The sequence below is a fragment of the Mycobacterium sp. C31M genome (genome assembly GCF_053345865.1).
This window is the reverse complement of the sequence record NZ_JBKFAX010000010.1, coordinates 104,224-116,758: the sequence shown is the minus strand read 5'-3', so window position 1 is coordinate 116,758 and position 12,535 is coordinate 104,224. Positions and strand designations below refer to the sequence as shown.

General features: G+C 68.3%; 12 protein-coding genes. 5 read left to right on the top strand and 7 right to left on the bottom strand.

What is annotated here, in order from left to right; translation table 11 throughout:
- The first annotated feature begins 4 nt into the window (after positions 1-4).
- Positions 5-694: a PhzF family phenazine biosynthesis protein gene (locus tag ACLBYA_RS16685; protein WP_447710534.1), complete on the top strand. Its 690-nt coding sequence runs from the start codon at positions 5-7 to the stop codon at positions 692-694.
- A 4-nt stretch (positions 695-698) separates the two neighbouring features.
- Here ACLBYA_RS16685 and nrdR read toward each other — a convergent pair whose 3' ends face one another.
- Together nrdR and ACLBYA_RS16675 are read right to left on the bottom strand one after the other, a co-directional pair.
- Complete coding sequence (gene nrdR / locus ACLBYA_RS16680) at positions 699-1,163, bottom strand: transcriptional regulator NrdR (protein ID WP_447710533.1); 465 nt, start codon at positions 1,161-1,163, stop codon at positions 699-701.
- Positions 1,164-1,263: 100 nt separating this feature from the next.
- The gene (locus ACLBYA_RS16675) at positions 1,264-1,770 is read right to left on the bottom strand and encodes a LysM peptidoglycan-binding domain-containing protein (protein WP_447710532.1); all 507 of its coding nucleotides are present in this window, start codon (positions 1,768-1,770) and stop codon (positions 1,264-1,266) included.
- 150 nt (positions 1,771-1,920) lie between these two features.
- Here ACLBYA_RS16675 and ACLBYA_RS16670 point away from each other — a divergent pair, with 150 nt between their 5' ends.
- Positions 1,921-2,283, top strand: a complete 363-nt coding sequence (locus tag ACLBYA_RS16670; RefSeq protein ID WP_447710531.1) for a hypothetical protein — start codon at positions 1,921-1,923, stop codon at positions 2,281-2,283.
- Here the strand turns inward: ACLBYA_RS16670 and ACLBYA_RS16665 are convergent, their stop codons facing one another.
- Entirely contained in the window at positions 2,284-2,790 is a 507-nt protein-coding gene (locus ACLBYA_RS16665) for a TetR/AcrR family transcriptional regulator (RefSeq protein ID WP_447710530.1), read from the bottom strand. It abuts the gene before it with no gap.
- Here ACLBYA_RS16665 and ACLBYA_RS16660 point away from each other — a divergent pair.
- Positions 2,789-3,217, top strand: a complete 429-nt coding sequence (locus ACLBYA_RS16660; RefSeq protein WP_447710529.1) for an oxygenase MpaB family protein — start codon at positions 2,789-2,791, stop codon at positions 3,215-3,217. The genes ACLBYA_RS16665 and ACLBYA_RS16660 overlap by 2 nt on opposite strands.
- Before the next feature lie 61 nt (positions 3,218-3,278).
- Complete coding sequence (gene lexA / locus ACLBYA_RS16655) at positions 3,279-3,953, top strand: transcriptional repressor LexA (protein ID WP_447710528.1); 675 nt, start codon at positions 3,279-3,281, stop codon at positions 3,951-3,953.
- On the opposite strand, the gene ACLBYA_RS16650 is transcribed toward lexA, so the two are convergent.
- Both ACLBYA_RS16650 and ACLBYA_RS16645 read right to left on the bottom strand, forming a co-directional pair.
- The gene (locus ACLBYA_RS16650) at positions 3,954-6,041 is read right to left on the bottom strand and encodes an LGFP repeat-containing protein (protein ID WP_447710527.1); all 2,088 of its coding nucleotides are present in this window, start codon (positions 6,039-6,041) and stop codon (positions 3,954-3,956) included. It abuts the gene before it with no gap.
- Positions 6,042-6,189: 148 nt separating this feature from the next.
- The gene (locus ACLBYA_RS16645) at positions 6,190-7,347 is read right to left on the bottom strand and encodes an acyl-CoA dehydrogenase family protein (protein WP_447710526.1); all 1,158 of its coding nucleotides are present in this window, start codon (positions 7,345-7,347) and stop codon (positions 6,190-6,192) included.
- A gap of 96 nt (positions 7,348-7,443) precedes the next feature.
- Between ACLBYA_RS16645 and ACLBYA_RS16640 the strand changes: the two genes are divergently transcribed.
- Positions 7,444-9,720: a molybdopterin-dependent oxidoreductase gene (locus tag ACLBYA_RS16640; RefSeq protein WP_447710525.1), complete on the top strand. Its 2,277-nt coding sequence runs from the start codon at positions 7,444-7,446 to the stop codon at positions 9,718-9,720.
- Here ACLBYA_RS16640 and ACLBYA_RS16635 read toward each other — a convergent pair.
- Together ACLBYA_RS16635 and ACLBYA_RS16630 are read right to left on the bottom strand one after the other, a co-directional pair.
- Positions 9,717-10,319 carry a TetR/AcrR family transcriptional regulator gene (locus ACLBYA_RS16635; protein WP_447710524.1) on the bottom strand — a complete coding sequence of 201 codons (603 nt, stop codon included), beginning with the start codon at positions 10,317-10,319 and terminating at the stop codon, positions 9,717-9,719. The two genes, ACLBYA_RS16640 and ACLBYA_RS16635, sit on opposite strands and share 4 nt — an antisense overlap.
- Positions 10,316-12,532: an acyl-CoA dehydrogenase gene (locus tag ACLBYA_RS16630; protein WP_447710523.1), complete on the bottom strand. Its 2,217-nt coding sequence runs from the start codon at positions 12,530-12,532 to the stop codon at positions 10,316-10,318. Before ACLBYA_RS16630 ends, ACLBYA_RS16635 begins: the two co-directional genes overlap by 4 nt.
- Positions 12,533-12,535: the final 3 nt, after the last annotated feature.

Here is a 12,535-nt window from a genome sequence, read left to right as displayed (position 1 = left end):
AGACATGGCCGTCAACGTTGATGTGTTGCGTGTGTTCACCAATTCGACAGGCGAGTTCGGCAATCCGCTAGGCGTGATCGACGCCGCGACGGTCGATCCCGCGGACCGACAGCGTATCGCCGCCGAATTGGGTTACAGCGAAACCGTTTTCATCGATATCCCGGATCCCGGCGCGGCGACCGCGCATGTGCGGATCTTCACCCCGGCAACCGAGTTACCGTTTGCCGGACATCCGACCGTCGGCACTTCGTGGTGGTTGAAGCAGCGAGGTGTCCCGGTGCGCACCTTGCAGGTGCCGGCCGGACTGGTACAGGTCGACTATGTCGACGACGAGTTCACCGCGATCAGTGCGCGGTCGGAGTGGGCGCCCGAGTTGGCGGTCTACGACCTCGATTCGGCCGAGCAGGTGCTCGCCGCCGATCCGGCCGATTACGGCGACGACATCGAGCACTACGTGTGGGCCTGGACCGATCGTGCGGCGGGTGCGCTGCGATCGCGAATGTTCGCCCCGCACCTGGGGATCGCCGAGGACGAGGCCACCGGCGCAGCGGCGGTGCGGATGACCGACTATCTGAGCCGTGACCTGCTGATAACGCAGGGCAAGGGCTCCGAGATCCGCACCTGGTGGGATCCGGCGGGCTGGGTGAAGGTGGCCGGTCGCGTCATCGAGGACGGTGTCCGGCAGATCGACTGAACGGTCAGCCGGAGGTGCCGACGCGACGATGGGCGCGCAGCGCCTCGATCTCGCGTTCAAAATCGTCGGCCGACGAGAACGACCGGTACACCGAGGCGAACCGCAGATAGGCCACCTCGTCGAGATCGCGCAGCGGGCCCAGAATGGCCAGTCCGACCTCGTTGCTAGGGATTTCGGGAGAGCCCGCGGCCCGCACCGCGTCCTCGACCTGCTGGGCGAGCAGATTGAGTGCGTCATCGTCGACATCGCGCCCCTGGCAGGCACGCCGCACGCCTTTGATGACCTTTTCCCTGCTGAAGGGCTCAGTGACACCGCTGCGCTTGACCACAGCCAACACCGCGGTCTCCACAGTGGTGAACCGCCGCCCACACTCGGGGCAGGAACGTCGACGCCGGATGGCCTGACCTTCGTCGGTCTCGCGGGAATCGACGACACGCGAGTCCGGATGACGACAGAACGGACAGTGCATCACCGCTCCTTCGCCGTACCACAGGTGGCCCAGATTTGACGCTTCCGAGCGTACCTGCACGATCCGGGGCCGTCGCACTCCCGTGCCGATGAGCACGGCCTCAGCCGATGGGTGCGATCAGGGTCTGACCCACCCGCACCGCGGCGGTGTCGAGCTTGTTGAGCTCACGGATGCGCTGCACCACCGAGTCGGCGGGCACATCGGGCGCCACCCGGGCCGCGATGCTCTGCAGCGTCTCCCCCGTCTGCACCTCGACGACCGACAGCCGGGTCGGCATCTGGACCTGCTGCTCGGCGGCGGGGGCGCCGACCTGGGCCACCAGCCCCAGCCAGAGCGTGAAACCACCGGCGAGCAGCGCCAACAACACTGTCGCGACGGGTGTGATGGGCCGGCGACGGTGCGATGCGCGCGACATCAGCACACCGGTACCGCGATACCCGACCGCGCCACCACCGGGCCGACGGGTCTGCGGCCGGCGACGCCTTCGCACCACGACATCGCGCGGCAGCGGCCATACCTCGGCGGCCGCCGCCGGGCGGCGCTCCAACTCCTGCGGCCGGACAGCCGAACGGCCGCGCACATCGCTTCGTGCCTCGAGAATCGTCATGTGCCTTACCTCCCGGTGAGTAACGTTCGCTTCTATGTTCGAAATACTAATCGATCATCTGTTCGATGAATAGAACACGTGATCGAACTGTTGCGAAACGATAGCGGCGACCACCGACAAGTGAGCGCGGCCGACGTGTTGAATGACCCCATGACGACCACCGGCCGGACCAGGCGTTCGCCGCGCGCACTGATCGCGCTGGCCATTCAGGCCCTGGAGGACATCTCCGAACTACGCCGCTCGGCCCAGTTCATCGCGGAGAACATCGCCGCACTCAGCGAGAGCGCCGCCGGCATCAACCGGCATGCTGAGACCATCGCCACCCAGATCACCGGGCTCAGCGAATCGGCGCACGGCATCGACGTGCACGCCGAGAAGATCGCCGCCGAGGCGGGCCTGATCTCCCAGCGGCTGCCCACCATCCAACGGTTGGCCGAGGTCATCGACCCGCTGGAGAGTACGGTCGCCCGCCTCGGCTGGATCGCCGACCGGATTCCCGGCGGCAAGCGCTGATCAGCCGCGGCCGCCGGCCAGCAGACCGGTGGAGGCGAACCTCAGGCCGCGCCGCAGCTCGTCGAGACTGATCGGATCGTCGCTCTCGATATAGCGCAGTGTGGTCGCCACAGCCATGTTGTAGAACAGCCAGGCCAGCGCCCTGGCGCTGAGGTCGTCGCGATACCGGTCCCGGTAGTGGCCCATGTGCAGGGTGGCCATCGCCAGCAGGGTGGCGTTCAACCCGGAGATGTTGTCGAATGTGCGTACATGGTCGGGCCGCTCGGCCAGATGGCGGATGAGCCGGGTCTCGGGCGCGGCCATGGCGACCGACCGCAACAGCTCCTCGATCGCCGGCGCCTGTTCGGCCGCCTTCCACGGCGATCCGGGCGGTCGCGCGATCCGGGCGGTCGCGCGATCCGGTCGGTGGACTCGGTGCTGCGCTGGACCTACGGCGGCACCGAGGCCGTTGCCGAGAAGGTGGAACTGCTGCGCGACAACCGCAGACTGGCCCCGGCTGTTGCACATGCCGATGCGCGACTACCCGAACACCCCCGCCGAGATGGACGCCTACTTCGAATCATGGGTCGACCGGCTGGAAGCCACTCCGCAGGCCCGTCAGCTGATCGAGGAGATGAAAACCGGCAAGGTGGAACTGCCGCCGTCGGCGCCCCGGGTGCTGCATCCGGTGGCGCGCCGGGCCCTGCGACCCGGCCTGCGGCTGAACTATCTGTCGGTGATCGGGCTGCTCGACCCGCGGCTGCGCGCCAAACTCGGTGTCACCTGGAGCGCGGACGAGGAGCGCGAGCTTCAGCGCATCTACCGGGCCATCCGCTTCGCCTACCGGGTGCTGCCGGACCGCCTGACCTACTTCTCGCTGGCCTTGCGATTGTTCTTCCAGCCGGTGCCGATCGCCTGGGCGCTGTGGTCGACGGGGATACCGCGCCGCCGCTGAGCCACGACACGCCTCGAACACATGTTTGATTATCTCGGGCGTGGCGACTACATTCGGCCATATGAGCGACAGCACCAACACCCCTGAGGCACGCTCCGGTCTGACCGAGCGTCAGCGCACCATTCTCGAGGTCATCCGTACCTCGGTCACCACTCGCGGTTATCCACCGAGCATCCGGGAGATCGGCGACGCCGTCGGGTTGACCTCGACGTCATCGGTGGCGCACCAGTTGCGCACCCTGGAGAAAAAGGGCTACCTGCGCCGCGACCCCAACCGCCCGCGCGCGGTGGACGTCCGCGGGGCCGACGACAACGTCACACCCATCGTGGCTACGGATGTGGCGGGCTCCGACAGCCTGCCCGAGCCGACGTTCGTACCGGTGCTCGGCCGGATCGCGGCCGGCGGACCCATCCTGGCCGAGGAGGCCGTCGAGGACGTCTTCCCGCTGCCCCGCGAGTTGGTCGGCGAGGGTTCGCTGTTCCTGCTCAAGGTGGTCGGCGAGTCGATGATCGACGCGGCGATCTGCGATGGCGACTGGGTGGTCGTCCGGCAGCAGAACGTCGCCGACAACGGCGATATCGTCGCCGCAATGATCGACGGTGAGGCCACCGTGAAGACCTTCAAGCGGACCCGTGGTCAGGTGTGGCTGATGCCGCACAACCCGGCGTTCGACCCGATCGACGGGAACGACGCCGTCATCCTGGGCAAGGTCGTCACCGTCATCCGCAAGGTCTGATCAGTCTGCCCGGATGAACCCGTTCGCCTGTGCGAATTCCTCACTGGCGAACCAGATCTCGGCCTCGGTGTCGCGGTAGCCACGGCTGCCCGGCGCCCAGTACAGGCCGGTCTTGGTATCGGCCTTGACCGGATAGCCCTCGGGCGCCCGGTACCGGTCGGTGGTGGCCAGCCGCATGGAGGTCCAGCCGGCGTCGTCGGCCTCGTCATCTGATGAGGCAGCGGCGTGTCGCCCGCTCGGGACGTCCATCACCGCCGTCGGCTGCTCCAGCCGCGGCTCCGGTTCGGGCTCCGCGAGCACCGGCTCCTCAAGTGCGGACTCGAACGGCAGCGACTCGATCCGGGTCGGCGCGGTGTCGATGGCGTCATCGTCGAACAATGGCAAGTCGGCCGGCGGTTCGGCCGCGATATCCGGGGTCTCCAGTTCGTCGCCGAAGCGGTCGTCGGCGCCGTATTCGTACTCATGCTCGTCGGCATCGTCGACATCCCGGTCGAAGTCGTCGGGCTCGTCGACGACGTCCTCGGCCGGGGCCAGACCGGCCTCCGCCGTGCGCTTGGCATATGGCGGGGTCTCGCTGTCCGCGGGCACCGACGCCCACTGACTGGGCTGGACGTAGTCGTTGGCGGGTCCGGTATGGAACTCGTCCTCCCGGCTCTCGTACCGGTCCTCGTAGCCGCCGTAGCCGCGGTCATACGGTTCGTCGAGGTGATCGTCTTCGCGTGGCCGCCGGTTACGCAGCACCGCGACGGCGATCACGGCGATCAGACCCAGCAGCGGGATCAGGCCGAGCAACCACCACCAGCGCCAGGTGTACCACTTGTCGCCATCGGCGGCCGGTGCGGCTTCCGGGGACTCGGCGGGTGCCTGCGGCGCGTCCGCGCCGGGCACCTCCAGGCCGGCCAGCTGCGACTGCAGCCCGGCGGGCTCGGTGCTGAATCTGTTGGCGGCCTTGTCCCAGGAGATCGAGCCGCCACTGAACTGCTGAGTGATGACACCGCCGTTGTCGGTCTGATCGGTCTTGGGCGCGCCGAGTTCACCGGTCGCGCCGCCGAGCTTGTCCCAGGCCGCGTTCATCGCGCCGCGGACGATCACCGCGCCGAAATCAGGGGTCCAGAAGATGACCGGCTTGTCCTCGGCGGCGAACGGCACCACCGCGCTCTGCGGGGCCAGCCCGCCGTCACCCTCACTCGCGGTGGGGAACCCGAGGTCACCGGTGGGGCCGCCGACACTCTCGTACTTGGCCAGCACCTGACCGGTCACCACATTGGCGCCGGTGGCCGGGCTGTAGAAGATCTTGCCGCCGGTGTAGTTCTGCCCGACACCGTCGGCGCCGATCGCGTACTGCGCGCCCTCCTCGGCACCCAGCGGGCCGAGCGCGCCACCGGCGGCCCGACGCGCCGCGGCGATCGCCGAGGTGGCATCCGAGGGCACTTCGACCGCACCCAGCTGGCCGGCCAGCTCGGGCGGAGTGGTGGTGAAGGTGCGGGTCTTGCGATCCCAGGAGATCTCGCCGCCGGTGAACTTCTGCGCGACGACATCGCCGTTGGTGGTCTCGTCATCGCTGGGCACACCCAGGACACCGGCCGAGCCGCCCACGGCGTCCCAGGCGCTGTTGATCGCGCCGCGGACTACCCGGGCACCGGTGTCCGGGGTCCAGAAGATGACCGGGCTGTCGGGTGCGTTGAAGGTGACGTTGCGGCTGTTGGCGGCGCGCCCGGGTCCCTCGTCGATGGTCGGGAAGCCCAGGTCGCTGTCGGCGGGACCGCCCAGGGACTCGTACTTCTCCAGGATGGCGCCGGTCACGATGTGCGCGCCGGTCTCCGGGGTGAAGAAGATCTTGCCGCCGGCGAAGTTCTGCCCAAAGCCGTCGCCGGCCGGGTAGACGCCACCGTCCTTGGGTCCCAACGGTCCGGCGGGGCCACCACCGACGGTTTCCCATGCCGCGGTGATCGCCGCGTCGGCATCAGCTTCCGGTTCTGCGCCGGCCGGCGGCGCGACCAGCACCGTCGCGGCCATCAGCCCGGCACCCACCAGCAGGGCGGCTGCCCGTCCGGCAAGGTTGCCCAGCCGGGTTCGCTGCCTGGTCATTCGGTCCTCCCCGAAGTTGTGCAAAACCCCACGAAAGTATCGTGTTCGTCAACTCTGCGTCAGCCGAGCGCGAACTCGTGGGATATCGCCACCTGCACCGACGGCGTGTCGTACCCCCGAAAGCCTAAGTGGAACCCGACAATCGCGGTCACACACCCAGGCTGCGGCCGATGATCTCCTTCATGATCTCGGTCGTCCCGCCGTAGATCGTCTGGATCCGGGAGTCCAGGAACGCCCTCGCGATCGGGTATTCCCGCATGTAGCCATAGCCGCCGTGAAGTTGCAGGCAGCGGTCCACCAGCCGCACCTGGGCCTCGGTGCTGAACCACTTGGCCATCGCGGCCTGCTCGACGGTGAGCTTGCGATCCAGGTGCAGTCGGATGAACTCGTCGACCATGATCCGGATCGCGGTCGTCTCGGTCGCCAGCTCGGCGAGGGTGAACCGGCTGTTCTGGAAGCTGCCGATCGGTTTGCCGAACGCCTTGCGCTCCTTGGTGTACTGCAGGGTCTGCTCGAGCGCCGATTCCATCGCGGCCGCCGCCATCACCGCGATGCTGATGCGCTCCTGGGGCAGGTTCTGCATCAGGTACAGGAAGCCCATGCCCTCCTGACCGAGCAGGTTCTCCACCGGCACCCGGACATCGGTGAAGGACAGCTCCGCGGTGTCCTGCGCGTCCAGGCCGATCTTGTCGAGGTGGCGGCCACGCTCGAAGCCCGCCATCCCGCGCTCGACGACCAGCAGCGAGAAGCCCTGCGCACCCTTGTCGGGGTCGGTGCAGGCGACCACGATCACCAGGTCGGCGTGAATGCCGTTGGTGATGAACGTCTTCGAACCGTTCAGGACGTAGTGGTCACCGTCGCGCACCGCGCGGGCCTTGATGCCCTGCAGGTCGCTGCCGGTGCCGGGCTCGGTCATTGCGATCGCCGTGATCAATTCGCCACTGCAGAATCCGGGCAGCCAACGCTGCTTCTGTTCCTCGTTGGCGAGCTCGATCAGGTACGGCGCGATGACATCGTTCTGCAAGGTGAAACCCAGCCCGCTGTGCCGGCCCGCCGAGGTCTCCTCGGTGATGACGACGTTGTAGCGGAAGTCCGGGTTGCCGCCACCGCCGTACTCCTCGGGCACGGCCATCCCCAGAAAGCCCTGCTTGCCGGCTTCCCGCCAGACCTCGCGGTCGACGATCTTGGCCTTCTCCCACTCCTCCTGGTACGGCGCGGCGTGCCGGTCCAGGAACGCTCGGTAGGACTCGCGGAACAGGTCGTGCTCGGGCTCGAACAGTGTGCGGTCGAACTTGACGGCGCCCATATGTGACCTCCGGTACTGGTTGAGGGTGTTGGCGCCCAACATATACCAACCGGATGGTTGGTCGAAGCCCGCGGCGGCGGCCCTAGGATTGACGGGGTGTCCCGCAGCAGCCTCGCCCACTGGGGCGCCTTCACCGCCGATATCGCTGCCGGAGACATCAAGTCGGTGACACCTGCGCCCGGGGATGTCGATCCCTCCCCACTGCTGGACAACCTGCCCGGCTCACTACGACACCGGTCCCGGATCACCGGTCCCGCGATCCGCGTCGGCTGGTTGCGCGACGGCCCCGGCCCCAGCGATGCGCGCGGCGCCGACGAGTTCGTCGCGGTGTCCTGGGAGGAACTGACGCAGCGGCTGGCCGACGAGTTACGCCGGGTCGTCGACACGCACGGCAACGAGGCCATCTACGGCGGGTCCTACGGGTGGGCCAGCGCCGGCCGCTTCCACCACGCCCAGAGCCAGGTGCACCGATTCCTCAAACTGCTCGGCGGCTACACCTTCTCCCGGCACTCCTACAGCCTGGGCGCCACCGGGGTGATCATGCCCCGGGTCGTGGGCACCCATGACGACCTGTTCAAACGCTCCACGGCCTGGGATGTCATCGTCGAGCACACCGACCTGCTGGTGTGCTTCGGCGGGCTGGCGTTGAAGAACACCGGGATCAATCACGGTGGCACATCGGCACATCCGGCGCGGGCCGCGCTGCGGGGCCTGCGCGACCGGGGCGGCCACATCATCTCGTTCTCCCCGTTGCGCGACGACGTCGACGGCGAACACGACTGGCATGCGCCGATTCCGGGCACCGATGTGGCCATCATGCTGGGGTTGGCGCACGTGCTGGCCACCGAGGGGCTGGCCGACCGGGCCTTCCTCGACGAATACTGCATCGGCTATCCGCGGTTCGAGCGTTATCTACTCGGCGTCGACGACGGGGTCCCCAAATCGGCGCAGTGGGCAGCCGACATCAGCGGGCTGGCGGCCGAGGACATCACCGCGCTGGCCCGGCGGATGGCCGCCGGCCGCACGCTGGTGACGGTCAGCTGGTCGTTGCAGCGGACCCGACACGGCGAACAGGCCCCGTGGATGGGTCTGACGCTGGCCGCGATGCTCGGCCAGATCGGGCTTGCCGGAGGCGGTTTCGGGCACGGTTACGGCTCCATGAACGAGCCGGGGCTGGCCCCGCTGCGCCATTCGCTGCCGGTGCTGCCGCAGGGCGCCAACCCGGTGCGCACCTTCATCCCGGTGGCCGCGGTCAGCGATATGCTGCTGCATCCCGGCGAGCAGTTCGACTACAACGGCCGCCGACTCACCTACCCGGATATCCGGCTGGTCTACTGGGCCGGCGGCAACCCGTTCCACCACCACCAGAACATTCCGCGGTTGCGCCGCGCGCTGGCCAGACCGGACACCATCGTCGTGCACGATCCGTACTGGACGGCGATGGCCAAACACGCCGATATCGTGGTGCCGTCGACCACCGCCTACGAGCGTGACGACTACTCCGGCTCCAAGAACGACCCGCTGCTGGTCGCGATGCCCGCGCTGGCCGCACCGTACGCACAGTCCCGCGACGATTACACGACCTTCGCCGCGCTGGCCGACCGGCTCGGTATCGGCGAGCAGTTCACCGAGGGGCGCACGGCCCGGCAGTGGCTGGTGCACATGTACGAAAAGTGGTCGGCAGGATTGGATTTCGAGGTGCCGTCGTTCGACCAGTTCTGGGCCGACGGCCGGCTGCGGCTACCGACCGAGGCCGGGCTGACGCTGCTGGCCGACTACCGCAGCGATCCCTACACCCACCGGCTGAACACCCCGAGTGGGCGCATCGAGATCTTCTCCGCCGATATCGACGGGTTCGGCTACTCCGACTGTGTCGGTCACCCCGCGTGGTTCGAACCCACCGAATGGCTCGGCGGGCAGCGCGCGGCGACCTACCCGCTGCACTTGCTCGCCAATCAACCGGCGAGCCGCTTGCACAGCCAGCTCGACACCGGGGCGACCAGTCAGAAGTCCAAAGTGTCCGGGCGCGAACCGATCCGGATGCACCCCGAGGATGCCGCCGAGCGCGGCCTGACCGATGGTGATGTGGTGCGGGTGTTCAACGACCGCGGTGCCTGCCTGGCCGGTGTGGTGACCGATAGCGGTGTCCGCCGCCGGGTGGTCCAACTGTCCACCGGCGCCTGGTATGACCCACTGGACCCCACCGACCCGGATTCGCTGTGCGTGCACGGCAATCCGAACGTTCTCACCGAGGATGTCGGAACCTCGTCGCTGGCGCGCGGGTGCACGGGTGCCCATGTGCTGGTGCAGGTGGAACTGTTCGCCGGGGAGGTCCCGGCGGTGACGGCCCATGAGCCTCCGGTGATCCGTTAGTCCTGGCCCTCCCCCGTCGCTTCGCTCGCCCCGCGGGGCAGCCGGGGCGCAATCAGGTCGACGAAGGCGTCGACCACCCGGTAGCTGTCGGCCATCAAGAAGTCACCGCGGATCGATCCCGACAGCATGGTGGAGATGATCCCCCAGACCATGAGCGCGGTATCGGCCGACTCCTGTTCGCCGAGTGCCGCGAAATCGGTGGCCAGCGTGCGCTGTGCCACCGTGGCGAACTGGTCCATCAGGGCCCGCGCGTTGTCGTCGGTCGTGTTCTGCAGCAGCATGCACACCTTGAAGAAGCCCGGCCACCGTTCGAAGCTGGCGATCACGCCGCGCATCTTCTCGCGCACCCGTGTCTCGGTGGGCGGGGCGTCGGCGGCGGCGTCGGCGAACACCGGTTGCGCCCATTCCATCAGCACGGCCGCGTAGACATGCTCCTTGGAGCTGAAATAGCGGTACAGCGTCCCGAGTGCCACGTGGGCGGCCTCGGCCACATCGCGCATCTGGATCTGCTCGTAATCGTGGGCCTTCAGCAGATCCATTGCTGCGGTGACGATCTGGGTGCGCCGGGCCTGCTTGTAACCGGGCAGGGTCTCCGTCACGATCGGGGCAGACCGAGGATCATGGTGGCGATGATGTTGAGCTGGATCTCGATGGTGCCACCACCGATCACCTCGGCGGGCATCATCAGGCTGTCGGCGACCGCGGGTTGCGCACCACCGCCGACCATGGCGGCCCGCCCGCTGAAGGCCAGCGCGTCGGCGGTCACCTTGCGCACCAGCAGCGCGGTGCCCACCTTGCCGACACTGGACGCCGGCCCCGGTCCGTGCCCGGCCAGCCGACGCAGCGTGTCCCGGACGGCCAGCGCACCGATCGCGTTGGTGGCCGCGCGCACCTGCCCGAGCGCCTGGCGCACCGCCGGGTCACCCTGGCAGGCCAGTGCGCGCAGTTCACTTTCCTTGTCCAGCTTGGCATATGCACCGATGGCGACCCGTTCGTTTGCCATCGTCGCCAGTGCATGCGACCAACCCGCGGTCGGCTCCCCCACCAGCATGTCGTCGGGCACGAACACATCGTCGAAGAACACCTCGTTGAAGTGTTCGTCACCGCTGGCGGTGCGCAGCGGCCGGACCGTGATCCCCGGGGTGTCCATGTCGACCAGGAAGTAACCGATGCCTTTATGTTTTGCAGCGTTTGGGTCCGTTCTGGCCAGCAGCGCCCCCCAATCGGCACGCTGCGCCGAGGAGGTCCAGACCTTCTGGCCGTTGATCCGCCAGCCCCCGTCGACCTTGGTGGCCCGCGTGGCCAGTGCGGCCAGATCCGAACCGGCGCCCGGCTCGGAGAACAGCTGGCACCAGCCGATCTCGCCGCGCAGGGTCGGGACGGCGAACCGGTCGCGCTGGGCATCGGTCCCGGCGATGAGCACGGTGGGCAGGATCCATTGGGCGATGCCCAGCGACGGCCGTACCAGGTGGGCGCGCTTGCCGAATTCCTCGTCGATGATGAGCTGTTGTGCCGGTGTCGCATCCAGGCCCCACGGCGCGGACAGATAAGGCGCCACCAGCCCGGCGTCGGCCAGAGCACTGCGTTGCGGGCCGGTCCAGTATTCGTCGTAGTCGGGATTCTGCCGGCCCGGCGCTTCGTTGCCCAGCAGGGCCGCGGCGTCCAGCTCGGCCGCCACCGAGGCCCGGAACTCCTCCTCGACCTCGGCCAGTTCGATGGCGAAATCTCTTGGTGGCCAGTCAGTTTCACCGAGGGTGTGGCACCACTGCGTGACGTTCCCGGCCGCCGCGGCCAGGCTGATCGACCGCTTCCAGTACAGGTGCAGGTCGTGTTCCCAGGTGTAGCCGATGGCACCGAACATGGTCAGCGCGTCGACCACGAGTTCGGGGAGCCGGCCGATCGCGGTGATGGCCGCGCCCGCTGCCGCGATCCGATGCTGGGCAGGCGACTGCTCGGCGCCGCGCACCGCATCCCACGCCGCGGCGGCCGCGAGTTCGGAGTTGATGAACAGCATGGCGGCCTTGTGCTGCAACGCCTGGAAGGATCCGATCGGTCGGCCGAACTGTTCGCGGACCTTCAGGTAGGCGACGACATTGTCGACACACCAGCGCGCGATGCCGGCGGCCTCGGCCGCCATCAATCCGATGGCATGACACTGTGCACGGACGGGGTCGATGTCGGCCAGCACGGCCGCGACATGGACCCGCGCACCGTCGCAGGTCAGCGTGCCGACATCGCGGGTCAGGTCGGTGGGTGCGTCGGCGTGCGTCGAGACGCCCGGTGCATCGGTGCGCAGGACACACCAGAGTGGTTGACCGGTATCGGTTTCCGCGCTAACGATCACCCGGGTGGCCGCGGCGATGCCGAGCTGCGGGCCGGCGGTGCCGGTGAGGCGCCATCCGTCGGCATCGGCGTGCGCCCGCAGCAGCCCATCGGCCGGTAACAGCACCGCCGCCGGTTCGCCGTCGACAATGGCCGCCAGCAGCTCCCGCGCCGCGGGCCGGTCCGGGTCGTCGGCGACCACGACCCCGGCGATCACGGTCGGCAGCAGCGGTCCCGGCAGCAGGCCGTAACCGGCCGCATCGAGCACACAGGCCACGTCGGCGGTGCCACCGCCCTGGCCACCGACCTGTTCGGGCAGATGCACCGCGTGCAGGCCGTGCGATACCAGCGCGGCCCAGAAGCCGGGCAGGGTACCGGCAGCCAGCGAATCGAACTGCGCACGGGTGAGTTCCAAACCGCCGTGCCGGGCGGCGAATCCGGTCATCGCCTCGGCCAGCTGGGCCTGTTCGTCGGTGAGGGCCAAGGCCACGGG

Coding starts and splice junctions, on each gene's coding strand:
- ACLBYA_RS16650 (WP_447710527.1), bottom strand. CDS start 6,041: ATGACCAGGCAGCGAACCCGGCTGGGCAACCTTGCCGGACGGGCAGCC.
- nrdR (WP_447710533.1), bottom strand. CDS start 1,163: ATGCACTGTCCGTTCTGTCGTCATCCGGACTCGCGTGTCGTCGATTCC.
- ACLBYA_RS16660 (WP_447710529.1), top strand. CDS start 2,789: ATGCCGATGCGCGACTACCCGAACACCCCCGCCGAGATGGACGCCTAC.
- ACLBYA_RS16685 (WP_447710534.1), top strand. CDS start 5: ATGGCCGTCAACGTTGATGTGTTGCGTGTGTTCACCAATTCGACAGGC.
- ACLBYA_RS16665 (WP_447710530.1), bottom strand. CDS start 2,790: ATGTGCAACAGCCGGGGCCAGTCTGCGGTTGTCGCGCAGCAGTTCCAC.
- ACLBYA_RS16675 (WP_447710532.1), bottom strand. CDS start 1,770: ATGACGATTCTCGAGGCACGAAGCGATGTGCGCGGCCGTTCGGCTGTC.
- lexA (WP_447710528.1), top strand. CDS start 3,279: ATGAGCGACAGCACCAACACCCCTGAGGCACGCTCCGGTCTGACCGAG.
- ACLBYA_RS16670 (WP_447710531.1), top strand. CDS start 1,921: ATGACGACCACCGGCCGGACCAGGCGTTCGCCGCGCGCACTGATCGCG.
- ACLBYA_RS16645 (WP_447710526.1), bottom strand. CDS start 7,347: ATGGGCGCCGTCAAGTTCGACCGCACACTGTTCGAGCCCGAGCACGAC.